The following is a 22,903-nucleotide window of genomic DNA, read 5'->3' on the forward strand; positions in this document are numbered from 1 at the left end:
ATAGCTTACGTAAAGTGGAAGTTATGACTACGCCTACCGATTTTGCGCGCATGCTGTCGCGCCACGCCAAAGATCGGGGCGACCATGCCAAAAAAGGCCAGGGACCCAAGGAATCCCCACGGCTATTCCATACTTTGAGCGACGATTTGGATCCGGACCTGGGTCGGATGGTGGAGCGGCTGAGCCGGGGCCAGGAACTGGGGGACGGCGAGCTGGACCTTGATGCATCCGCTGCCGAGGCCGACGAGACGGACGGAACCTCGAACGGACGGCTGATCTCCGTTTCCATCCGCGAGCACAGCAGCGAAAGGGACGACAGCGACGCGCCCACGCCCGCGATCATGCCGCGTCACCGCCAGGAGACAGGCCGCGCCTCATTCGCCTCCTTGCAGACCCAAGACCTGCCAGTGGTGCGCGAGTACTCGGCCGGTGGGCTCATCTTCGACAAGGACAACAGGGTGGCCATCATCGCCAGGCACTCGCGCTCCGGTCACATGGAGTGGTGCCTGCCCAAAGGGCACATCGAGAAGGGCGAGAGCCCGGAGCAGACCGCCGTACGCGAGGTGCACGAGGAAACAGGCATCCTGGGGCGGGTGGTCGATTCAATCGCCACTATCGACTACTGGTTCACCGGCAGCAACCATCGGGTCCACAAACTGGTCCATCATTTCGTCCTGGAACAGACTGGGGGCTGGCTGACCGTGGAAGGCGACCCCGACCACGAGGCCGAGGACGCCACCTGGGTGGACTTCGACGACTTGACCGACGTCCTCTCCTACCCGAACGAGCGCAAAATCGCCTGGCTCTACGCCAAGAAAATCAAGAGGCCTCATGACTGAGAGCCAGCACCGTGGGAGTTCCGTCACCCCCCAGGACCGCCGCGCCCCCGCACCGGGAGCAGACCGGCGGCGACCCAGCGCACCCCTAGGCGCGTTGACCACATCAATCCGCGCCCTGCTGGCGTTCCTTTTGGTCTGCGCCAGCATCCTGCTGCCAGCGCCCGCGGCCCTGGCGAACCCAGGCGAGGAGATTCAAGCGGCGGGCGAACAGCGCAAGACCGAAGAGCGCGAGGATGAGACCAAAACCAAGCTGGCCATCCGGTCCTCCACGCCAATGATCTCGTCCACGTCCGGCTACGCGGCGCGGGTGGCCGTGACCAACACCTCGAGCGCCCCCCTTGATGCGGGCAGCCTAAGCGCCTCCACCAACAGCCTGTATACCTTCAGCTCCAGAATCGACATGCAGGGTTGGGCCGAAGGAGGCTCCCGGATCCCCACGCCCAACCAGCTTGCCGCCCAGCCCGTCGGCGTCATCCAGCCAGGGCAAAGCGTGGAGGTCACCCTTTCCGCCCCCGCCGACGACGGATCGATCAAAGCCATGGCCACTTGGGGGCCGAAACCCCTGTTGCTGACATACCAGAGCGGGCAGGCGGGCGGCTCCGGCAAGCAGGTGCGCGCAGCGATCAGTTCCTTCCTGACCCGCTCGCAAGACGGCTTGACCACCGCCCAGACCCCGCCGATGACGGTGAGCATGCTTATGCCGCTGACGACGACCGGCTGGACCAGCGACCAAGGCGCGGTCAAGCGCCTGATGACCGGTGAGCGCCAAGAGGATCAGGACAGCCAGGGCAGCAAGCACAGCGACGGCCAAGCCGGTCGCGGTGAAGGATCGCGTGAGCAGACCGATCCCAGCCAAATCCTAAGCCTCAATCAGGAGGCCCAGAAGGTGCAGAACAGCCAGATGCAACTCGTCAGCCACCATCCCAATCTCAATGTGGTGGCCGACCCCACCTACCTGGCCGCGTTCGAGAACTCGCCCAAGGTGGATGCCGTCATGCAGCCCGCCGCATTCGACCTGACCGCATACTCCAGCCAAGACGCCGCCCACTACGCTTCCGCCGGCGTCCAACCCACCGTGTGGAGCGCCGACCAAACCGGCAAGGACCTGCAAGCGGCCCTGGGCGCATCCTCGAAGACCATCCCAACCTACGCTTGGCAAGGGCGGAGGTCCTGGTCCATGGACTCATTGACCCAGGCCCGTCAGCAGGGATACCAGACCGTCGTGGCCCCCCTGGGCTTGGACGCGGGCTCCGGCTCCTCGGCCCACACCGGCAAGTACACGGTACCTACAGCCGCCGGCGAGGTCACGGTGCTGTCGGCCCAGCAGGAGTTGAGCGACCTGGCGCAAGGGCAACCCACCTCCACCAGAGCGGCGGGCGAGCAGACGCCGGCCGGGCAGACCGCCCGATTCATGGCCCAATCCGCCTTCTACCAGATGGAACAGCCTTACTCCGAGCGGCCCCTGCTGGTCTGCTTCGGGACCGACCAAGACGCCGAAGCCACGTCGGCGCTGATGGACGCGGCGGAGAAAGCCCCTTGGCTGAAGCTGAGCGGACTTGACGCGCTCAATCAGGCCCAGGCCTACCAGGGCGGGGAAGCCGCCAAACAGACCGTGGCCCAGGCGAATCAGGCCAACGGCGGCCAGAGCAAGGACAACGGACTGTCCGGCACGCTGGACTCCCTGACCGCCAGTCGGCAGGACATCTCCCGATTCGGCGAGTCCATCCTAGCCACCCCCAGCCAAGCCCAATCCACTCCCTCGGCCTCCAGCCGGTCCGACGCCCAAGCCCTGGCCCGGCAAGACGCGGCCAACGCGGCCCATCGCTCCGATGACCCCCGACGCTGGCTCAACGAGGTGAGCGAGGCCCACGACACCCTGGCTCTGCACACCCTGGCCTGCACCAACCAAGCTGCAAGCCTGGCCGACTCGGCGCGCGCCCTAGCCGACCAACTTCTCGGCGGCATACAAATAAGGCCTTCCGAGTCCATCACCGTGGTCTCCGAGACCGCGACGATGCCGGTCACCGTCTCCAACTCGCACCCTTATCCGGTGGCCGCCCGGGTCAGCGCTAAGACCGATTCGATGGAGATCGCCACCACGCGCACCGCAGACACGGTCATCCCCGCCAATTCCGAAGCCCAAGTGACCTTCACCATCCGCGTGGCCACCGCCGGCCAAGCCACCGCTGAAATCTCCCTGGTGGACCGGCAGGGTCGTCCCTTCGGGCAGACGCAGGCCACCCACATCAACAGCCACCTGCGTCTGAGCGACATGTCTGGTTTAATCATCGTCGTCGCAGCCCTCTTGTTCGGCGCCTTAGGCCTGTGGCGGCAGTTCCATCGCAAGAAGGACCCGGACGAATGAGCCGGGCGAACCGGGCCTCGGCCCAGAAACAGACCCATGCGCAAGCATCCTTGCCGGCCTCATCCTCGCCAGCCCCAGAGCGGCTGAGCCAGGCGGCTGAGGGCAAGGATTCCGTAGGACGTAACTCAATCATCATGGCCTCCGGCACGGCCGCCTCGCGCGTGACCGGACAGATTCGCACCATCCTGCTGGCCGCCGCGATCGGCACCACCGGCATCGCCGCGGACGCCTACCAAACTGGCGCCATGATCCCCCAGGTCATGTTCACCCTGATCTCAGGAGGCATCTTCAACGCGGTGCTGGTCCCGCAGATTGTGCGCACCCTGAAGGAGGAGGACGCCGAGGACCGGCTCAACAAGCTTATAACCGCGTCAATCGCCCTGCTGGCCGGTCTGACGCTCATCCTGATGCTGGGCACTTCGGTGCTGACCTCCATCTACCTGAACTCGAAATGGAACCCAGCCCAGCGCGCCCTGGCGAACGCCTTTACGCTCTGGTGCATGCCACAGGTCTTCTTCTACGGTCTGTACACGGTCCTCGGGCAGATTCTGGCGGCTAAGGGGCGCTTTACGGCCTACGCCTGGTCCTCGGTAGCGGCGAATGCCATCTCCTGCGGCGGTTTCCTGGCCTTCATCGCCATGTTCGGCAACGCCCAGAAGCAACCGATGGACTTTTGGACGACCGAGAAAGTGGGGCTCACAGCCGGAGCTTGGACCCTGGGTGTGGCCTTCCAAGCCCTGGTCCTGTTCATCCCGCTCATCCAATCCGGCTTCACCTACCGGCCGCGCTGGGGGCTGAAGGGCATCGGCCTGCGCTCGATGGGCCCCGTGGCGGCCTGGAGCCTGGGCGTGGTGGTCATCGACCAGCTGGCGAATATCGTTAACGCCCGCATTACGAACGGTGCGCCCCTGGAAGGCGATCCCTTCGACATCGCCGGCAACGGCTCCTATCAGAACGCCTACACGCTCTACATGCTGCCCTATTCGCTGATCGCCGTCTCCGTCTCCACCGCTATCTTCCCCCTGCTCTCACAGGCCATCGCCGAGAACCGAATCGATGACGCCCGTCAGGCTTTGAGCCGGGCCCTGCGCAATGTGGGCCTGATGATGTGTTTCTTCGGCGTGGTCATGCTGGTCATCCCAGTGCCAATCATCCGCGCGCTCCTGCCCTCGGTCAGCGTGCACGAAGCCGTCCTGATTTCCGGCCCCCTATTGGGCCTTACGGTGGGCTTGGCGGCGGTCTCGGCCTTCCTGCTCATACAGCGCACTTTCTACGCTTTCGAGGACGGCAAGCAGCCTTTCATCTTCGCGGCCATCTCAAACACGCTGCAGGTGGGCATGGTGCTGGTCGCCGTCCGCCTGGCTCCTCCCCGCTACTGGACCACTCTCGTCGGCCTCTCTTTGGCCCTGAGCAACATCGTCTCATTCCCCTTCCTAGTGCACATGCTCAAGCGCCGGTTCGAAGGATTCCTGGACGGACGACGAATCGTCGCCACCTATTGCAAGGCCCTGCTGGCCGCCATCGTGGCAGGTGGCCTGGCCCTCCTCGTGAAGACGCCGCTGACCAAGCTCGCAGGCGCCGAGGTAAGCGGGCGCCAGGGGCACATGAGTTGGGTCCAGGCGGTGTTCATCTGTCTGGTCATCAGCGTCCTGGTCGGCGCGGTCTACTTCCTGCTGCTCTGCCTGCTGCGCACCAGCGAACTGACCGACCTTCTCAACGGCCTGACCAGACGTCTGGGCGTTGGCGAGAAAACCAACAGCAAGAGCGCTCGAACCGGTTCGATACCAGCTGTTTCCTCCCTACCCGCCGACCCGACGGCCCAGGAGAGCGAACTGGCCGGGCAGCCCATACGCGTCATCCGGTCCTACACCCAACCCGCCATCGGCTCTGAGTTGGAAGGGGCGCTCGAGCAAATCGAGAATGTGGCCATGGCTGACGCCGGCTCCATGAATCCTCGCGTCTGGAAGCAGCCAGCCCGCATCGTCCCCAAACTCCCACCCCGCAAAACCTTGCAGCGAAAGGCCACGGAGCCCGCAACACCAACACCCGCAACACCAGCAGCCGCCCCAATCAGCCAAACGACAGGCCAGCGGGCTGGCGATCGCCAAAGCAACCTCGCAAGTGCCCCCATACCGGCCGCACCCCCCTCAGGAGCCCCCCTGGCCAAACCTACCGAACCCTCTCCTTCCTTCGCCCTCCCGTCCGAAGGCACAGCCTGGCCCCAGCCAAGCGCCCTCTCGACGCAGCCCAGCCCCGCAGCTCACGAGAATTCAGGAACCATGGAGCCTTCCACCTCAGATATCCTTCTCGACCGCTACCAGCTCAAAACCCTCCTCAAGCGCGGACCGGGCCTGAGCGTATGGCAGGCGCAAGATAAAGTCCTCGATAGGCCCTGCCAGCTCTTCCTGGTGACCGACGCCTCGGCCTTGGAGCCAGTGGGTGCCGCGGCCTCCGCCATGGCCCTGAAGCCCAACCGCCGGTTCACACCGGTCTATCAACTCCATGCGCGCGACGGCATCGCCCTGGTCGTCACTGGCCTGGACGAAGGCACCTCACTCCGAGAGTTCCTGGAGAACCAGGAGCCAGCCCAGCGCCCCAGCTTTGAAGCCATCCGCACCATCGTTGGCGAAAGCGCTCAGGACCTGACCACCCTACGCCAGGCCGGCCTGACCAACCTGTCGCTTTCGCCTAGCCTGATTCGCCTGGCAGCGCCACGAATCTGCATCGCCGACGCATCGGTCTTCTCCATGCTCAAGCCCTGGCTACCAAGCAGAACCGAAGACGACAATGGCAGCGAAAGCTTGGCCATCCGCCAACTTTCCGGGATCCTCTATGCCCTCTTGACCGGTTCAATCCCCAATGACAGCAGCGAATCCCTATCCTTGCAAGCGCTTCCGGCGGACGTGCCCGAGGCGTTCAGCATCATTTGCGAGCGCGGCCTGGGCCTGCGCGCACCCGAGAGGCCTGCGCCCACCCGCTTAGTCACCCTGGCTGAGCTGACCGCCCTCCTAGGCTCCTGGACGCCGCCGGAAGAGTTGGGCGAACGCGACATCCACTGGCCCCAAGGCTCTGGAAGCGCCTCAATCGAGACCGTCCGCCTCAAGCCCGTAGCTCAACGCGACCGCCTACCAATCCCGGCTTCCCTGATGATAACCGGGCGCACGGCTTCACGCACCCTTGCTGAGCCGAGGTGGGGGGCCAACCAGCTCCTCTTCCCCGGTCGCGGCGAAGTGCAGATGGTCAATCCTGCCGAATCCGATGCCGACCTCTTCTCCATGTTCGACGAACGCAAGCTCCAGAACCGTCGCTCCTCTTCCGCACCACTCGGGCAGAGCGAGCGTTCCACCTGGCCAACACGGATGGTCGATGCCAGCGAGCTACGGCGAGTCGGCAGCTCAGACTTCAGCGATACGGCTTCCACCACGGCGGGCGGTCAGCGTTCTCTTGCAAACAAGGGCAAGCAGGAGCCTGAGGACGATCAGGGCACTGATTTGTTCGCGCGGATACCCGCCAGGCCGCTCGCTGGCCAGGGCAATCAGGCCGCGCGGTCCGCAGTGCCCGCGATGGTGTGGGATTTCGCTGACACCGGTGAAATCAACTTGGCCCGCCCGCAGGAGACCGATCCGGCCGACCTGCCGGACAAGCAGGCGGAGGACGCACAGGCCATTGCAACTGGTGCCGGGGCCGGGTCCCCTGCCCATGCGCAAGCCGAATCCGTACTGGACCTGCCGCCCAGCTTCGCTCCCGGCAGCGCCGAACAAGCCATCAACGTCCGATCGCAACGAGGTCCATTCGGGCTGGACGAACCCGGCGATGACAGAGATGACGAAGACGACGAGGACGTCGCGGATGCCCGTCTATTCGGCCGCTTCACCACCAAATCCGTGGTCATAGCCGTGGCCTCATGCCTGGTGGTCATAGGCCTGATCTGGGCTTCCCTCACCTTGGTTGGCCACCGGCGACCCAAGGAGGGGAAAGCGTCGGGCTGGCCGCAAATGTCCAATGTGCCCTTCCCAGGCCACAAGAGCGACTCATCCGACTCCTCGTCCACGGCCCAACCCCAGCAACCCGAGGAGGGCGAGAAAGCGGGACAGAAGTCCGGCGAAGCATCCCCGGCCCCAACGGTCAAGCATGGGACCAAGTCAGCCTCGGCTGTGCCCGCCCCCAGGCAGCCGACCAACACGACTGCCTACCCAACACTCAGGCAAACCTTCCTGAGCCACCCCGCCGGGCAACCGGGCTTCGCCTGGTACGTACACCTGGACGCGCCCCACGAGGTCTCCCGTGTGGAAGTCTCCATCCGCCAGCAGGGCGGGCACGCCCAGATCTTCGCCAATGCGTCCGCTTCCCAGCCCACGCCTGGCCAATCCCTAGCGGACTTCTCATTCGACCCCTCTGGCGTCAGCAGGGTCACGCTCACAAAACCGGTCACCACCCAGGATTTAATCATCTGGGTCCCCCAAGACGGCTTGCCGGCGGGAGGGACACTGCATTTCAACGAGGTCAAAGTCTACTGACACCAATGGCTTGAGCGGCGCAAGCGAATTGGTGGCGGTCAAACGTCTGTACCGACTTGGTGAGCGCCGAGCGGTTGGCAGCCTTTGGCCTGCCTGCTGTACTACGATGACCTAGCAAGGGTTTCTCTGCCCGTAAGCGAAAGGCGGACACATGGCCGACGACCCCACCACTGCCCCGAAAGTCATTAACAACGACCCCTGGTATGGCTCTTACGCCGCTCGGGCCGAGTCCATGCGAGCCTCGGAGATACGGGCCTTATTCGCGGTGGCTAACAGGCCCGACGTGGTCTCCCTGGCTGGCGGAATGCCTTATCTGGGTCGTATGCCGTTCGACCAACTGGCCGACCAAGTGACGCAAATGCTCAGGGAGCGGGGCGAGGTGGCCTGGCAGTACGGCTCGGCCCAAGGCGACCCGCATCTGCGCGAGGACGTCCTGCAAATCATGGCCCTGGAGGGCATCACGGACGCCCAGAGCGACGATGTGGTCATCACTAACGGCTCCCAGTCAGGCCTGGACCTGATCACCCGGGTCATGTGCGATCCAGGCGATGTGGTGCTGGCCGAGGCGCCCAACTAAGTAGGAGCCCTGGGTGTTTTCCAATCCTTCCAGGTCGAGGTCGCCAACGTGCCCATGGACGCGGATGGGCTGATTCCCGAGGCTTTCGAAGAAGCGATTCAGGCCCAACGTCGTCAGGGCAAACGGGTCAAAATGCTCTATACGGTCCCCAATTTCCACAATCCAGCTGGTGTGACGATGAGCTTGGAGCGGCGCCCGCGCATCCTTGACATCGCCCACCGGGAGCATGTGCTGATCCTGGAAGACAACCCCTACGGCCTGCTCGGTTTTGACGGCCGCACCTACCCCGCCTTACGCTCCATGGATCCAGATGGCGTCGTCTACCTCTCCTCCTTCTCCAAAATCATCGCCCCAGGCATGCGCGTGGCCTGGATGCTGGCCCCACCCGGCATCCGCCAAAAACTGGTCCTGGCTAACGAGTCCGCCATCCTCTGCCCTTCGAATATGAGCCAGATGACCATCACCAGCTACCTGGATAACTTCGACTGGCGCGGGCAGATAGAAGACTACAGAAGCATGTACCGGGAGCGCAGGGACGCGATGGATGCCGCCTTGAGCGAATACCTGCCTTTCTGCTCATGGAACAAGCCCCAGGGAGGCTTCTACATTTGGCTGCGCATCCCGGAAGGGTTGGACGCCAAAGCCATGCTGCCGCGCGCCATCGCCGCCAAGGTGGCCTATGTCTCCGGCACCGCTTTTTACAATGACGGCCAGGGCGCCGACCATATGCGGCTCTCCTTCTGCTATCCCACACCGGAGCGCATCCGAGAGGGCATCAGGCGCCTGGCCGGCGTCATCGACCGCGAGCTGGAAACCGTCCAGCTCTTCGAGGGCGCGAAACAAGAGGCAAGCAAGTTCCCAGCAACCCTAGACCAGCAGGAGGAACGATGAGCGAGCGCGAAACGAATGCGGGCCCAAACCCCGGCCAGGCCTCAATTCTCGTCGTCTGCGGTGGGCTGAGCACCGAGCGTGACGTCTCCCTGAGCTCAGGCCATCGGGTCCGGGGTTTCCTCAGGGAAGCGGGCTGGCAGGTGACCATCCACGACTTGGATCAGACCCTGCTGGACTACCTGACGGCCCCGGCAACACGCCCGGACCTGGTCTGGCCTCTCCTGCACGGGGCCGACGGGGAGGACGGCTCCATTCGCGACATTCTCGATATGACCGGCCTTCCCTACATCGGTTCCCGCGCTAAGGCCTCGCGCACAGCTTGGAACAAGCCCATCGCCAAGAACGTAGTGCGCCAGGCCGGCCTGTCCACCCCCCACTCAGTCACACTCCCAGAATCGATTTTCCGCGAGCTAGGCGCCCGGCAGATCGTGGATCTGATGGTTGAATCCCTCGGGCTGCCCCTGTTCGTTAAACCCAGTGAAGGTGGATCGGCCATGGGTTGCTCGTTGGTTGACACACCGGATCGGTTGCCGCAGGCTTTGATTAATTGCTTCGCTTACGGACCAGTCGCCCTGATCGAGCAGGCCGTCAACGGCACCGAAATCTCCGTCTCGGTCCTGGAGATTGACGGCCGGCTACGCGCCCTACCACCACTGGAGATTTGGACGCCCGACGGCATCTACAATTACGAAGCAAGAGCCACGCCCGGACCAACCAAGTTCTATGCGCCCGCCCGGCTGAGCCGGCAGACCTTGGCAAAGGCCCAGGAAGCCGCCTTGACCGCCCACCGCGCCCTGGGCCTACGCGACATCTCACGAGCCGACTTCATCGTCGATGCCTCAGGCCTTCCTCTCTTCCTGGAGTCGAATGTGGCGCCCGGCATGACCGCTACCTCACAGTTACCCCAGTCGGCCTTGGCCGCCGGATACTCCCTGCCTGAGCTTTACTCCAGCTTGGTTCGATCAGCGCTTTCGCCAGGCCGTTCTGACAGCCCCAACGCCGGCTCCGAATCATTCCGGGAGCCAGGCTTGCCTTCCATTGCTTGACGAACCTGCGGAGCCGCGAAGTCAGGGTCGTCTTTCGGTAGCCAGAGCCTGAATGAATACCATTTGTCTTGATCGCGCCCTTGATCGCCCTCGTGTTTAGCGGGATTGGACCGCATCAGTTTATCGATTTGCCAAAACACCACGCCCACCACAACCGCGGTGCCGAGGTTCGCCACAAGCACTACGATTGCGATGATCAGGGTCTTGCTATCCATACGCTCTACCATACTTCCCGCCCAGCCTAGAGGCCCGCAAGGCTCACATTCAGCCTCAGGCAAGAGCGGTCAGAAAGGCTGGCTAGAGTGTAGGACATGAGTGAACAAGTACGCGACGCAATCGTCATCGGCTCCGGACCCGCAGGCTACACGGCAGCCATCTACCTAGCCAGGGCCGGCTATCAACCCTTGGTCATCGCCGGCGCGGTCACCCCGGGAGGCCAGCTGGTCAACACGACCGAGGTGGAGAACTATCCAGGATTCCCTGAAGGCGTTCTCGGCCCTGACCTGATGGACCGCATGCGCGAGCAAGCCGAGCGTTTCGGAGCCCAAATTGAGTATGAAGATGTGACCGAAACGGACCTCTCCGGTCCAATCAAGACCGTCATCACCGACGGGGGCGAGCGTTACCAAGCGAAAGCGGTCGTCATCACCACCGGCTCCGACTACCGCAAGCTCGACATTCCAGGTGAGCGTGAGTTCGGTGGCCGCGGCGTCTCCTACTGCGCCACCTGCGATGGCTTCTTCTTCAAAGACAAGCCGATCGCGGTGATTGGCGGCGGTGACTCTGCCATGACTGACGCTGACTTCCTGACCCGTTTCGGGTCTTCGGTCACGGTGATTCATCGCCGAGAAGGCTTCCGCGCTTCCAAAATCATGGTGGATAGGGCTCAGGCCAACCCCAAAATCGACTTCATCCTCAATGCTGTAGCCACTCGCATCAACGGCAGCGCCCAAGGGGTCGAATCCCTGGACTTGCTTGACACGGTGACCGGTGAAACGCGCCAGCTCCCAGTCAACGGCATCTTCGTGGCCATAGGCCATACCCCACAGACCGCGTTCCTGAACGGAAGCCTTGCCTTGGACAAGCAGGGATACATCGAAGTGGAGGGCGCCTCCACCCTGACTTCCGTCCCAGGCGTCTTCGCAGCCGGCGACGCGGTGGACAGCGTCTATCGTCAGGCCATCTCCGCAGCCGGCATGGGTTGCCGGGCCGCCCTCGACGCTCAGGGCTACCTGACTCGCCTGGATCCCGCCTAGGCGGGGTTCACTGGCTCACTTCCGGCCCCATACGGCAAAGCCCGCAAGCGCAAATATCGCTTGCGGGCTTCCCCATACCGTTGTTTACTGTGAGTCAGACCCAGCCGTCATGATTCGCTGCCTCAGAGCCTTGGAGACTCGACCCTTGCCCCGCGAGCAAGAGGGACAGAATTCGGTTCATATCGTCTGGCGAGGAGAAGGTAATCTCTATCCTCCCCCGCCGTTCGCTGCCCTTGATGTCGACCTTGGTCTCAAACCTGTCCTCCAGGTTGTGCAGGATTGGCGAACCAGCCCACGCGCTAGCCGCCCGCTTGCGAGGCTTTTTCTCGGACGCATGGGTCTTGAGCGCCACCAGTTCCTCAGTCGAACGCACTGACAGCCCTTCTGCGATGATCCTGTCAGCCAAGGCCTCCATGTCGGCTTCAGTGGGCAGAGTGAGCAGGGCGCGTGCATGCCCCGCCGAAAGGACACCGGATTCGACCTTCTTCTGGACACTGAGCGGTAGTTTCAGCAGACGAAGCGTATTCGCAATCTGTGGCCGCGACTTGGAGATGGATTTCGACAACTCCTCCTGAGTCATGCCAAATTCATCCATCATCTGCTGGTAGGCAGCCGCCTCTTCCAAGGGATTCAGGGCCACACGATGCAGATTCTCAAGCAGGGCATCGCGGAGCATCTCATCGTCCGTGGTCGTCTTAACGATGGCCGGTATGGTCTTCAGCCCCGCTAATACGCTCGCCCTCCAGCGCCTCTCGCCCATGATGATTTCATAGGTGGTTGCGGAGGAAAGTTCGCCTCTCACTGGCTTCTTTGGAGCCTTCCTAACGACGATTGGCTGGAGAAGCCCTACTTCAGTAATCGATCGAGAGAGCTCCAGCAACTCATCCTCATCAAAGATTCGCCTGGGCTGTTCGGAATTGGCGCGGATATCATCCACGTTCAACTCCGCTAAGTAGCCACCTGCGACTGGCTGGAGATCATTGTCCGCCGCCGATTCACCTGCTGCGCCAACGACTGCGCCGACGGTGGATTTTCCGGTATCACCAGCGCTCGCTCCGGAACCATTGGGGGCCGTATCATCCCCAGCGCCGAAGAAAAGGTCGCTAGGATGCTCCAACTCGCTTAATTGAGGCACTGGCATTCGGTTAATCCGTGACTTCTTGGCCGATGTTTCACGTGAAACATTTTTGCTGCTGTTGGGCTTTCCGCTGCCAGCAGCCGAAGACGTCTTGGAGGAATTCCCGGCCTCCGACTTCGCGGCGGCAACCCGCGACTCCTTACCGGCTTTCGCTCCCCCGCTGGTCTCCGCCTTTTTACCACGAATTGTCTTCGCGGACACCGTTTCACTGGTCTTGACTTCTTTAGTCTCAGCCTTGTCCAAGGTGGCCGATGCCTGCTTGGATGGGGCGACCTGGGGATCCCCGCTTCCCACATCCTCCAAGCCATCCAATGGTGTTTCACCAGGGAGCGCAGGGAAAAGTGCACCAAGGCCCTTTCCCAGTCTTGAACGTTTCGCCATCACTCACTCTCCCAACTGGACTGCTTCTTGCTGATCATGTTCAGGACTCGTTTCGACCGTTCGGCGATCTCCAGGGCGGCTTCACTATACGAAATTGCGCCCGCCCCTCGCGGGTCATACGAAATAATCGATTCGCCAAAGCTGGGCGCTTCCGAAATCTTAACCGACCGGGGAATGGTCGTCTTCAAGACGATCTGCGGATAGTGCTCTTTCACCTCGTCGTAGACTTCCCTACTCAGCAAGGTCCGACGGTCATACATGGTGATCAGCATCGTCGAGACGATTAAGGACCTGTTATAGTTCTCCTGAACCAGCTCAATGGTGTGGAGGAGCTGCTGGAGGCCCTCGAGTGCGTAATACTCAGCCTGCACCGGTATCAAAACCTCAGTAACGGCGCACATAGCGTTGAGGACCAGAAGCCCTAGACTTGGCGGGCAGTCTACAATTACATAGTCGTAATGAACCTGGCTCTCGGCCAAGAATTGGGAAAGCGCCCTGTTGAGCAAGAGGTTCCGCTCCGGCAGATTCGCCACCTCCAGCTCCGTGCCCGACAAGTCTATCGAGGCAGGCACTAAATCCAGGGTAGGGAACACCGTGCTGGGACGCTTTGCTTGCCCGATACCGATCCTGCCCTCGATGACATCGTAGGTGGTGGCCATATCATGAGTTCGCTGGGCACCCAGCGCTGTCGAAGCGTTCCCTTGCGGGTCCATGTCGATGACGAGGACTTGCGCTCCATTCTCAGCGAGAGCCGCGGCCAGATTCACGGCCGTTGTCGTCTTACCTACACCGCCCTTTTGATTGGCGACCGCAATCAATCGAGTCTGCGGAGGCTTCGGGAACACGACATTCTGGAGGGCCGCGAACCGCGATGTCAGATTAGCGATCTCAGCGCCGACTGAAAATTCGTCGTCCCCCTTGGCGAAGATGCGGTTTAGCACGTCCGATGCCGATTCGATCTTCGGTCTCGGTGGCATACCGCCCGCCCGGCTTTTATCCGGGCGCACCCGTTTTCCTTTCGCCTTGGTCACCTGACTATCCTCCTTTGTCCTTATTCAAGTTTCTTGCCACAGCTGGACATAAACCGTTCCACAGTCTTACCCACAAGCCTGTGGATAAGTGTGGATAAACGCATCAAGCATTGCGCACATTGCTCAAACTCACCAAAAGCTCAGCAGCGCTCAATGTCAATGATTCCAGGACTTCTCTCCATCATACTAGACGAAAGGCGCAGTCCAGTCTCCGAATGTGGACAACTTTTTACGTTCTTTTAAATTGTGCATAACTCGCTACCGTGGGTTTCCTTATGCCCTTTACAAAAGGTTTCACGTGAAACACTCTGGCATCGAGAATCATCCAGCACCTTCGGCTGTTTCATGCTGATCCTCCCCCAAACGACATCTTTCCCCGCCGCCCCTCATCCACTATCTCAGGAACGCAGTTCAGAGTGTCAGGTTCTTCCTTATTTTTTTGGCGGTACGAATACAGAGGAGAAATACAGCCGCCCCGGAAGAATGATTCCTACGACTCCTGAATTGACCGTACGCATCTTACGAGGGCACGACACTCAAGGCCTTTCGCTGAATGTTTCACGTGAAACATTCAGCCCCAACCATCGACACCCGCGACTTGCCGCCGCTCAGGCTTCACTCTCCCAATGCTTGAAGCACCTGCGAAAACACGCGCGCAGCCACGAATGCACACTACCGCCGCCAGATGAAGTCGACGAGTTGACGGTCAACCTGACTGCTCTCGTGCAGATTGCTATGAGCCGCGTCAGGTCCTGTAATCTTCAACTCACGATACGACTTCGCACGCCCACCGGTCAAGTAACGCAAAGCTCTGGAGGATGCATTGCTGACCTGACCATCTGAGTGCGTGCCGTCACCCTTGTCCCCATAAATGTTCAGAATTTCGGCCGACTGTGGGTAGGTATTCCGCAGAGACAGTAGGGCCTTGAACTCGGGCGTCTGCGGTGACGGCAGTCCCGCAGCATCAAAGGTCATCTGGTTTGGCTGATCGTCAACGCCGATAATCCCATTGAAATTGCCAGCCAAGTCCACCTGCTTCCGTAACTGAGGCAGGGAAGCATCCCCCGCCGTATCACGCAAGTAATTAGCCAGGACCATATTCCCCATGGAATGAGCTACAACATTGTAGCGTTCGAACGGGTAGACGGCATGGACTGTGGTGACAACACTCTTGAACCACTGCCCACAAAGCGTGTAATCCGCGTTTGTGTTATCGACGAACGAGACCTCAATCAGCGGGTTTCGCGCTGATTGAGGCAGATTGGATGTCATCGTCGCTTGTCCGGAAGGGCTCACGCCCACACGGACCATGGTTTTAGTAACGCCCGCGTCCTGAACCGCATTGACCATATGGGTCTCTGACTTGTAGGACCCGCTCCAACCATGCAAAAAGAAGGTAGGCACCTCTTCTTGGGCAAAGCCAGAAAGGGGCTCACGTCGGATCTTGCCGCTGACAGGAATGGCTACGGACAAGGCAATCGCCAGCACGACAACGCACAGCACCAGCACGGCTTTTCCTGCCACACGCCTGCTCTTGGACATGCCGCCTCCTTAAGAACCACCGGCACTCCAACCTAGCTCAATCACCGGATCGTTGAAACGGGTAGCACATGGGACAAAGCCCCATTAATTCACTAGACTTTGTCGACTAAAACCACATGCGTCGACTCCAAGCCCGGTCCGACCGCCGCTTCCACGACACGAGCGTCCCGGCCCCCGTACTTACGAAGCTCCTTGGACGCTTTGTCTATTTCCGCCTGAGCGGACTTCCCCTTGAGAGCCACAAGCCTGCCCCCTGGTGCCACAAGAGGCAAAGCCCAGCCAGCCAATTTCGTCATTGGGGCGACAGCCCGGCAAGTGACGACGGCGAACGGCGCTGGAACAGCACTATGCGTGGGCTGCATCGAACCGGTTCGAGGAGCTCCCTTTCGCTCATTCCTAGCCCTATGGCGCTTTCGCTCACTCCCGCTCGATGCCCTCGGAGCGACCAATTCCTCGGCCCTAGCGCGCAGAATCGACGCATTACCCAGGCCCATCTCTTCGACCGCTTCAGTGAGCCAAACCACCCGGCGCTCCATCGGCTCAATGAGAGTGAACTCGCACTCAGGCATGCAGGCCGCCAGAACCAATCCAGGGAAACCGCCCCCAGAGCCCAAATCGGCTACACGCATCGAGCCGGCGGCCCTGCAGGCGTCCCTCACGAACGGGACGGCAGCGGCGGAGTTAAGGATGTGCCGCTCCCAGATAATCCCAGCGTCCCGAGGCCCGATAATGCCGCGCTCCAGGCCCTGCTCAAACAGTTTGGCGTGGAATCGCTCCAAGGGCCCCAGGGCCGGTCCCAACAGCTCCGACAAGAGAGGGGAGCCATCCAGCTGATCGACGGACGCGGCGGCTCCCGCACTTCCCGTAAGCGCGTTCTCACCGACCTCAGCCTCAGCGTCCGCAAGGACCTGCGACTCCCCCTCGTCCGTCATCAGCGCTCGTCTTCCTCAGCCTGATCGGCATCGTCCTTAAGTTCGTCCACGCCCTCCGCAGCATCAACCTTGGGGTACACCGTCACATACCTGTGGGGCTCCTCCCCGTGGGAGCGAGATTTGAGCCCCTCCTCGCGCACCATATCGTGCACGATCTTGCGCTCAAAGGAGTTCATTGGCTCCAGGTCCACCGGCTCGCCGGTCTCCCCCGCCTCGTCAATCGCGTCAAGGGCGGTCCGCCGCAGCTTCTTGCGCTTGCGGCTCAGGAATCCGTCCACATCGATGATCAAATGCGAACGCTCGCCCGTGCGCTGCTGCACAGCCAGGCGGGTCAGCCTCTGCAGGGCATCGACAACATCCCCATCCTGCCCGATCAGGTGCTGTATGTCCGTGTCGTCATCGGCCACGATCTGGACGGTCGGACGGTGGTTGCGCACGCCCATCTCGATGTCGCCCTCATAATCGACGATGTCAAGCAAATCCTCAAGGTAGTCGGCGGCTATGTCGGCCTCCTCGTTGAGCTGCTCCATGCTCTTGTCTTGATCCAAGTCTTGGGACATTTGCCCCGCTCCTTACTCGTGTCTGTCCGCGCCCCGGCGTTCCCTACCTTGGGGACGGCCGGTCAGGACCTTAATCCGACCGCCGGCACGCGCGTACTCGCTTGATTTCCAAGAATACTCATCGCCTGTCCCAAAAGGGTCGGCCCGAGCCACCTGGCACTTCAGCCCTTGCGCCGCTTGCGGTGGGGCTGTTCGCGCTGGTGGGAGACCTTCTTACCCGACCTGGCCTCTTCCTCCATCTGCTTGAGCTTGGCCAGCTCCTCCTCCTCGATCGAGGGAAGGCCCTTACGCGCGCGGCGGTTGTTTTCGCGCCGGTGGTCGCGCTCCTCCTTCTCCTCGGCAGCCGGGGAGCCCGGAGTGGGCATATGGTAGACCTGGAAGAGGGTCTGCCCAAGGTTCCACAGGTTGTTGGTCAACCAGTAAATCAGCACGGCGAAGGGGAAGGCCACGCCTGAGAAGATGTACATGACCGGGAAGAAGTAGGCCATCATCTTCTGCATTTTGTACTGCTGGCCCTCCATTGAGGCGCGCGGCAAGTTCTTTCGCACATTGTGGAACTGTGAGTAGAACATAGCCAGGCACATCAGGGCGATGAAGACGACGATGACGGCCTTGCCGGCCCCCTGGGCCGTCGTGAGGTTGTCGGAGATCTTGAGGCCGAAGAAGGTCGTCTCCTCGAACTCCTTGGAAACGTCCTTGGTGAAGGCGCCCAGGGGGTCGTGCGTGCCATGCGCGATGAAGGGCACCGCGGAGAGCACGTAGAACATGGTCATGAAGATAGGGCTCTGAATCAGCGCCGGCAGGCAAGAGCCCACTGGGTTCACGTGATTGTCCTGGTAGAGCTTCATGGTCTCCCGGCTCATCGCTTCGCGCGAGGCGGGATCCTGCTTGTTCTTGTACTTGTTCTGGATCTTCATCAGCTTAGGCTGGAGGGCCTGCATGCGTTGCATGGAGCGCATCTGCTTGATGAACAGGGGCAGGATCAGCAAGCGGACGAAAATCACCAAAAGCACGACTGAGAGCGCCCAGGCCAGGCCGGGCCCTTCCTCGAAGCCCACGAAGGTCAAGGCTTTATGGCACCAGACCATCACATAGGTCATCAACCATTCGATTGGGCGCAGAATCTTATAGAAGAAGCCGAAGATGCCCTCGTCGAAGGTGAAGGTGTTGTAGTTGCGGAACATCGTTAGATAGTCTCCTTAAGCGAAGCCATGGGCTTTGTACCGCCCCGGGCCCAAGCCAGGGGGACCAGCCGAGGCTCTTCGTGGGCTTTGGACCAACGGAATCGGTAGAAGAGAGAGAAGCGGGCGGGCACATCATCGATGCCGCCGTTGGACCAGGGCCGGCAGCGCAGGAGGCGCAGGACTGCCAGCGCCCCTCCTTTGCAGGCTCCGAACCTTTCAATCGCGGTGAGCGCGTAGGTGGAGCAGGTGGGATAGTAGCGGCAGCAGGGGGGCGAAAGGGGTGAGAGTGAACGCCGGTACCAGGCCACGGCTTTGAGGGCCCAACGGGCGGCTAAACTTGGCCTTACGCCCTCGACCGGTTTGTCCTCCCCGCGCTCGGCGGGCTCGCGCTTGGCTTGCTTCATGGCCGTTCGCCCACCTTGCCTGCTCTGGTGCCGGCATCACCGGACCGGTTGCCCGGTCGGCGCCCCTTGCTGGCGACATCGGCGAAGAGCCGGCCCACTTGCTCGTCCAAGGCCTGGTAGCGGGCTCTCGCCGCGCTCGGTTTAGCCCGAATCACCAGGTCGCACTCCTGAGGGAGGCTGTCCTCGTGGGCGCGGGCCAGGGCGCGGAGACGCCGTTTCACCCGGTTCCTGACGACCGCGTTACCCACGGACTTGGAAACGGCCAACCCTATCCGTCGGCCGCCTGGCGTACCTTGACCTGCTTCGGCCTGCCTTGGCCTGCGGTTGCGCGCTGCATCCTCACCGGTCAGCAGGTGAATGACCACATCACGACTGGAGACCCGTTGCCGCCGCCGCAGGACCGCAGTGAACTCACGATGGCTCCTCAGCCGTTCCACCTCGACGCCTGGACTGGTCTCAGGCGGAGAGGGTCTTGCGGCCCTTGGCCCTGCGACGGTTGATCAGGGCGCGGCCCGAGCGGGTGCGCATACGGGCGCGGAAACCGTGCTTCATGTGACGACGGCGGTTGTTGGGCTGGAAAGTCCTCTTCATATCAACGCTCCTAGTACTAGCCACGCAGAGGGCATGGCTCCTCATATGAGTTCAAGCTCTACTAAAGTACAAGCCGAGGGGGACGAAAGCAAAAATCATCCGTCTCTTCGGCCCTGACCCGCCTTATCACAGTGCGGGCGGGACCGGCGGTAACCCTTATCAGGGGGCCGTTCCGAGACCGTAATTTATCCACAAACAACACAAGCGTTGTTCACAATCGGCCCCCTGCAACACGCAAGGCTGTGGATAAGCGACCATGCCGCGTGCCATTATGGACTGGTTATATCTCCGGGTGGCGCGCGGACAGTTTGAAGCACCCAACCACGGGAGCTAGTGAGCGATAGAGAGGAGGAGGGCATGGCCGACGATCAGCAGGATCCTGCCCAACAAGCGCGTTCGATCTGGCAAGCTGCCTCCCAAGCCTTGGCGTTCAGCGCCACGCTCACCGCCCGCGACAAGGGTTGGCTGGCCGACATCACCCCCGAAGCCGTCTTCGGCAACACAATCGTCCTCTCCGTCTCTTCACGGGCAGCCCAGACGGCCATCCAAGGGGATCTGGGCGACACCCTGGTCAAGGCCCTGAACCTGGTCTCAGGGAAAGACATGATCCCGGCCATCAAAATCGTGCGAGACCGGCCCGCCCAAGCAGAAGCAGCCCCTCAGGAGGCGCCTGGACCGGCGGCGCCCGTCCAGGCGAGCGGCCACGACCAGGCGAAACACCAAGCCAGGCAGTCGGACCGGAGCCAGCCCGCGGCCCAGGACGAAGCCCGCGCCCAGGCCGAGCGCACGGCTCAAACCTCAGACCCTAACCCCCCGGCGCAGGTCACGCAAAACCAAACGGCGCAGGCCCCTCAGACCCCCGAGTCCCTTCATCGCGACGAGAACCCGGACGAGCGCGCCCACCGCTCCGCGCAGGATTCCCCAACGGAGCAAACGCCCGAAGCAGAGCATAGGTCTTACCGCCAGCAGACTTTCGCGGAGCAAAGCGACTCCAACCAACAGGATTTCACTCCCCCCACGTTCCCGATGGGCACCAACCAGGTGGAACGCGACCCCGAAACCCATCTGAACAAGTCCGCTACCTTCGCCACCTTCGTGCCCGGCGACTCCAACCGCTTCGCCCGCACGGTGGCGATGGCCGTGGCCGAGGGATCGGGCCAGGATTTCAACCCCTTGTGCATCTACGGAGCCTCGGGACTGGGCAAGACCCACTTGCTCAACGCGATCGGAAACTACGCCCTGGTCAAGGACCCGGGGCTGAAGGTGCGCTACGTGACGAGCGAGGAGTTCACGAACGAGTTCATCGAGGCCTTGCAGGACCCGAACCGGAGCCAGGGTCAGATTGCCGCCTTCAACCGCCGTTACCGGCAGGTGGACGTGCTCCTGATTGATGACATCCAGTTCCTGGGCGGCAAGGACGCCACCCTGGAGCAGTTCTTCCATACGTTCAACGCCCTGCACGACGCGAATAAGCGCATCGTCATCGCCTCGGATGTGGCCCCTAAGAACCTGAAAGGGTTCGAGGAACGGCTGATTTCGCGTTTCGATTCCGGGATGCCGGTGGACATCAAACCGCCGGACCGGGAGACCCGGGTGGCGATTCTTCGCATGCTGGCGGGCACCATGGGCATTGCGATCCCCAACGAGGTCTTCGACCTGATCGCCGAGCGCTTCACCGAGAACATCCGTGAGCTGGAGGGCGCGCTGACCCGTGTGACGGCCGTGGCCTCCCTGAACAACCAGCCCGTCACCCAAACCCTGGCCGAGCAGACGCTCCAGGACTACTTCGCCACGGATGTGGAGATCAAGCCAACCGACATCATCTCCCAGGTGGCCAAGTACTTCCACCTGACCTTCGATGACCTTGTGGGGCGCACCAGGACCAAGAACATCGCCATGGCCCGTCAGATCGCCATGTACCTGGCCCGGGAGATGACCTCAATGTCCCTGGTCGACATAGGCGAGGTCTTCGGCGGCCGTGACCATACGACGGTCATGCACGCCTATACCCGCATCTCTAACGAAATGCAGGAGAAGCGTGAGATCTACAACTACGTCATGGAACTGACGGTCCGGCTTAAGCAGCCTCAGAACGATTAAGCGACACGCCTAAGAAGTGGATATTATCAAAGAAGTTATCCACATGCTTATCCCCAGATGTGGGCAAATCCTGGGGATGGAGCCTTTCTTTTCAGTGGACAAGCCGTGAGCGTATTGCGCGCAAAAGCCGTAAAAATGTGGACAGACGAAAGCCTCGCCGGCGACTGTGCGTAACCTTCTGATTTATTCACCGTAATTAACAATTTCCTTGACAACAAAAAACTATCCACATTCGCGGCCTGCCGCTCTTTTTAAGGTTTATCCACACTTTCCACCGCGCTTATTACTACGACTACCCCAGGTAAGTAAAATCCCGTCATTCTCATTATCAATTCCGCCCCGCGCCATTCTCAGTAAGTGCTGGAGGCTCCCGCTAGAATAAAAACAGCGAACGTACAGCCCATCCCCGAAGAAGGCCTCTATGAAAGTCGAAATCAACTCGCACGCATTCTCCGACGCCGTAGCCTGGACGACCAGGGTCATCCCAGCCCGCCCTGCCACGCCCATACTCGCTGGCGTACGCCTGGAGGCGGCCGAAGGAACCTTGAACCTCTCAGCATTCGACTACGAGACCTCAGCCCGCCACCATATCGAGGCCGGCATTGATGAACCCGGATCCGTCCTCGTCCAGGGCAAGCTTCTGGCCGACATCGCCAAATCCCTGCCCGCCGAGAAGGCCTACCTCTCGACTGAGGGTTCCAAAATCACCATTTCCTCGGGTAAATCCACTTTCACCATGCAGTTGATGCCCGATTCCGAATACCCCGCCCTTCCTCAACTGCCGAGCCAACTTGGCCAGGTGGACGCGCAAACCTTCGCCCAAGCCGTCTCCCAGGCAATCGTGTCGGTATCCAGGGAGGAGAACCGGCCAGTCCTGACCGGCGTGAAAATCCAAATCAGCGGCGACAAGGTCATCATGACCGCCACCGACCGCTTCCGCCTCTCCCAGTCATCCTTCACCTGGACCCCCCAGGATGCCGACGCCGAGGCCACCCTGCTGGTGCGGGGCTCCCTCCTGAGGGACATCTCGCGCTCCCTGGATGAGTACCAGAACGTCGTCCTGGACTTTACCCCGGACGACCCTAAGATCGTAGGCATTGAGAACGCTGGCCGGGTCACCACTTGCCAGCTGATCGACGGCGAATTCCCGACGGTCGATCGCCTCTTCTCCGACGAGTACCCCATTCAGGCGGTGGTCGGCCGTCAGGTCCTCCTGGACGCCATCAAGCGAGTATCCTTGGTGGCCGAGCGCAATGCCCCGATCCGCATGATCTTCAGCGGCCACGAGGTGACCCTGTCCGCCGGCGCCGCCGATGAGGCCCAGGCTCATGAGGTTTTGGACGTGGACCTGGACGGGGAGGACATCACCGTGGCCTTCAATCCCACCTACTTGATCGAAGGTCTGTCCGCCATAGAAGAGCCCTTCGTGCGCATGAAGATGACCTCGGCGGTCAAGGCCGTGGAATTCAACGGTCAGCAGGAGGCCGATTCGGACGAATCCATGGACTACCGCTACCTGCTGGTGCCCATGCGTTTCAACGTCTGAGCG

Annotated in this window: 16 protein-coding genes and 1 pseudogene; 8 read left to right on the forward strand and 9 right to left on the reverse strand. The window is 61.5% G+C overall.

Going from position 1 to position 22,903, the window contains the following annotated elements:
* Positions 1-23 precede the first annotated feature (23 nt).
* The 6 genes and pseudogenes from AB656_RS05685 (at position 24) to trxB (ending at position 11,491) form a co-directional block, all read left to right on the forward strand.
* Complete coding sequence (locus AB656_RS05685; RefSeq protein ID WP_193786716.1) at positions 24-839, forward strand: NUDIX hydrolase; 816 nt, start codon at positions 24-26, stop codon at positions 837-839.
* Positions 832-3,204 (forward strand): DUF6049 family protein, encoded by a 2,373-nt coding sequence (locus AB656_RS05690; protein ID WP_144418949.1) that lies wholly within the window; start codon positions 832-834, stop codon positions 3,202-3,204. Before AB656_RS05685 ends, AB656_RS05690 begins: the two co-directional genes overlap by 8 nt.
* Positions 3,205-3,338: 134 nt before the next feature.
* Complete coding sequence (locus AB656_RS05695) at positions 3,339-7,721, forward strand: lipid II flippase MurJ (RefSeq protein ID WP_476559199.1); 4,383 nt, start codon at positions 3,339-3,341, stop codon at positions 7,719-7,721.
* 322 nt (positions 7,722-8,043) lie between these two features.
* A pseudogene (locus tag AB656_RS05700) lies at positions 8,044-9,189 on the forward strand (aminotransferase-like domain-containing protein).
* Positions 9,186-10,235, forward strand: a complete 1,050-nt coding sequence (locus AB656_RS05705; protein ID WP_051905410.1) for a D-alanine--D-alanine ligase family protein — start codon at positions 9,186-9,188, stop codon at positions 10,233-10,235. The pseudogene AB656_RS05700 and the gene AB656_RS05705 overlap by 4 nt, the downstream one beginning before the upstream one ends.
* 311 nt (positions 10,236-10,546) lie before the next feature.
* Positions 10,547-11,491 (forward strand): thioredoxin-disulfide reductase, encoded by a 945-nt coding sequence (gene trxB / locus AB656_RS05710; RefSeq protein WP_033504891.1) that lies wholly within the window; start codon positions 10,547-10,549, stop codon positions 11,489-11,491.
* A 94-nt stretch (positions 11,492-11,585) separates the two neighbouring features.
* Here trxB and AB656_RS05715 read toward each other — a convergent pair whose 3' ends face one another.
* The 9 genes from AB656_RS05715 to rpmH all read right to left on the reverse strand — a co-directional run bounded on the left by AB656_RS05715 (position 11,586) and on the right by rpmH (position 19,254).
* The gene (locus AB656_RS05715) at positions 11,586-13,010 is read right to left on the reverse strand and encodes a ParB/RepB/Spo0J family partition protein (RefSeq protein WP_033504892.1); all 1,425 of its coding nucleotides are present in this window, start codon (positions 13,008-13,010) and stop codon (positions 11,586-11,588) included.
* Complete coding sequence (locus AB656_RS05720; RefSeq protein WP_033504900.1) at positions 13,010-13,987, reverse strand: ParA family protein; 978 nt, start codon at positions 13,985-13,987, stop codon at positions 13,010-13,012. Before AB656_RS05720 ends, AB656_RS05715 begins: the two co-directional genes overlap by 1 nt.
* Positions 13,988-14,713: 726 nt before the next feature.
* Positions 14,714-15,583, reverse strand: coding sequence for an alpha/beta hydrolase (locus AB656_RS05725; protein ID WP_033504901.1), 870 nt, complete (start codon positions 15,581-15,583; stop codon positions 14,714-14,716).
* A gap of 92 nt (positions 15,584-15,675) precedes the next feature.
* Positions 15,676-16,515, reverse strand: a complete 840-nt coding sequence (locus AB656_RS05730; RefSeq protein WP_081924927.1) for a 16S rRNA (guanine(527)-N(7))-methyltransferase RsmG — start codon at positions 16,513-16,515, stop codon at positions 15,676-15,678.
* Positions 16,515-17,075 carry a Jag family protein gene (locus AB656_RS05735; RefSeq protein ID WP_033504902.1) on the reverse strand — a complete coding sequence of 187 codons (561 nt, stop codon included), beginning with the start codon at positions 17,073-17,075 and terminating at the stop codon, positions 16,515-16,517. Before AB656_RS05735 ends, AB656_RS05730 begins: the two co-directional genes overlap by 1 nt.
* 161 nt (positions 17,076-17,236) lie before the next feature.
* Positions 17,237-18,259, reverse strand: a complete 1,023-nt coding sequence (yidC, locus tag AB656_RS05740; protein WP_033504903.1) for a membrane protein insertase YidC — start codon at positions 18,257-18,259, stop codon at positions 17,237-17,239.
* Positions 18,260-18,261: 2 nt separating this feature from the next.
* A complete protein-coding gene (yidD, locus tag AB656_RS05745) occupies positions 18,262-18,663 on the reverse strand; it encodes a membrane protein insertion efficiency factor YidD (protein WP_081924928.1) in 402 nt (133 codons plus the stop codon).
* On the reverse strand, positions 18,660-19,100 hold the full coding sequence (rnpA, locus tag AB656_RS05750) for a ribonuclease P protein component (protein ID WP_081924929.1): 441 nt from the start codon (positions 19,098-19,100) through the stop codon (positions 18,660-18,662). The genes yidD and rnpA overlap by 4 nt, the downstream gene beginning before the upstream one ends.
* Positions 19,101-19,119: 19 nt before the next feature.
* On the reverse strand, positions 19,120-19,254 hold the full coding sequence (gene rpmH / locus AB656_RS05755; RefSeq protein ID WP_024540161.1) for a 50S ribosomal protein L34: 135 nt from the start codon (positions 19,252-19,254) through the stop codon (positions 19,120-19,122).
* Positions 19,255-19,611: 357 nt separating this feature from the next.
* On the opposite strand from rpmH, the gene dnaA reads away from it, so the two are divergent.
* Together dnaA and dnaN are read left to right on the forward strand one after the other, a co-directional pair.
* Positions 19,612-21,354, forward strand: a complete 1,743-nt coding sequence (gene dnaA, locus AB656_RS05760) for a chromosomal replication initiator protein DnaA (RefSeq protein ID WP_033504904.1) — start codon at positions 19,612-19,614, stop codon at positions 21,352-21,354.
* A 421-nt stretch (positions 21,355-21,775) separates the two neighbouring features.
* Positions 21,776-22,900 carry a DNA polymerase III subunit beta gene (dnaN, locus tag AB656_RS05765; protein WP_033504905.1) on the forward strand — a complete coding sequence of 375 codons (1,125 nt, stop codon included), beginning with the start codon at positions 21,776-21,778 and terminating at the stop codon, positions 22,898-22,900.
* The last annotated feature ends 3 nt before the right edge of the window (positions 22,901-22,903 follow it).

The organism is Bifidobacterium actinocoloniiforme DSM 22766 (genome assembly GCF_001263395.1).
GTDB classification, from domain to species: Bacteria; Actinomycetota; Actinomycetes; order Actinomycetales; family Bifidobacteriaceae; genus Bombiscardovia; species Bombiscardovia actinocoloniiformis.

Excerpts from the sequence above, each read along its gene's own strand:
- AB656_RS05690 (WP_144418949.1), top strand. The coding sequence starts at position 832 with ATGACTGAGAGCCAGCACCGTGGGAGTTCCGTCACCCCCCAGGACCGC.
- AB656_RS05720 (WP_033504900.1), bottom strand. The coding sequence starts at position 13,987 with ATGCCACCGAGACCGAAGATCGAATCGGCATCGGACGTGCTAAACCGC.
- AB656_RS05705 (WP_051905410.1), top strand. The coding sequence starts at position 9,186 with ATGAGCGAGCGCGAAACGAATGCGGGCCCAAACCCCGGCCAGGCCTCA.
- trxB (WP_033504891.1), top strand. The coding sequence starts at position 10,547 with ATGAGTGAACAAGTACGCGACGCAATCGTCATCGGCTCCGGACCCGCA.
- yidD (WP_081924928.1), bottom strand. The coding sequence starts at position 18,663 with ATGAAGCAAGCCAAGCGCGAGCCCGCCGAGCGCGGGGAGGACAAACCG.
- AB656_RS05695 (WP_476559199.1), top strand. The coding sequence starts at position 3,339 with ATGGCCTCCGGCACGGCCGCCTCGCGCGTGACCGGACAGATTCGCACC.
- AB656_RS05730 (WP_081924927.1), bottom strand. The coding sequence starts at position 16,515 with ATGACGGACGAGGGGGAGTCGCAGGTCCTTGCGGACGCTGAGGCTGAG.
- dnaA (WP_033504904.1), top strand. The coding sequence starts at position 19,612 with ATGGCCGACGATCAGCAGGATCCTGCCCAACAAGCGCGTTCGATCTGG.
- dnaN (WP_033504905.1), top strand. The coding sequence starts at position 21,776 with ATGAAAGTCGAAATCAACTCGCACGCATTCTCCGACGCCGTAGCCTGG.
- rpmH (WP_024540161.1), bottom strand. The coding sequence starts at position 19,254 with ATGAAGAGGACTTTCCAGCCCAACAACCGCCGTCGTCACATGAAGCAC.
- AB656_RS05725 (WP_033504901.1), bottom strand. The coding sequence starts at position 15,583 with ATGTCCAAGAGCAGGCGTGTGGCAGGAAAAGCCGTGCTGGTGCTGTGC.
- yidC (WP_033504903.1), bottom strand. The coding sequence starts at position 18,259 with ATGTTCCGCAACTACAACACCTTCACCTTCGACGAGGGCATCTTCGGC.
- AB656_RS05715 (WP_033504892.1), bottom strand. The coding sequence starts at position 13,010 with ATGGCGAAACGTTCAAGACTGGGAAAGGGCCTTGGTGCACTTTTCCCT.
- AB656_RS05735 (WP_033504902.1), bottom strand. The coding sequence starts at position 17,075 with ATGTCCCAAGACTTGGATCAAGACAAGAGCATGGAGCAGCTCAACGAG.
- AB656_RS05685 (WP_193786716.1), top strand. The coding sequence starts at position 24 with ATGACTACGCCTACCGATTTTGCGCGCATGCTGTCGCGCCACGCCAAA.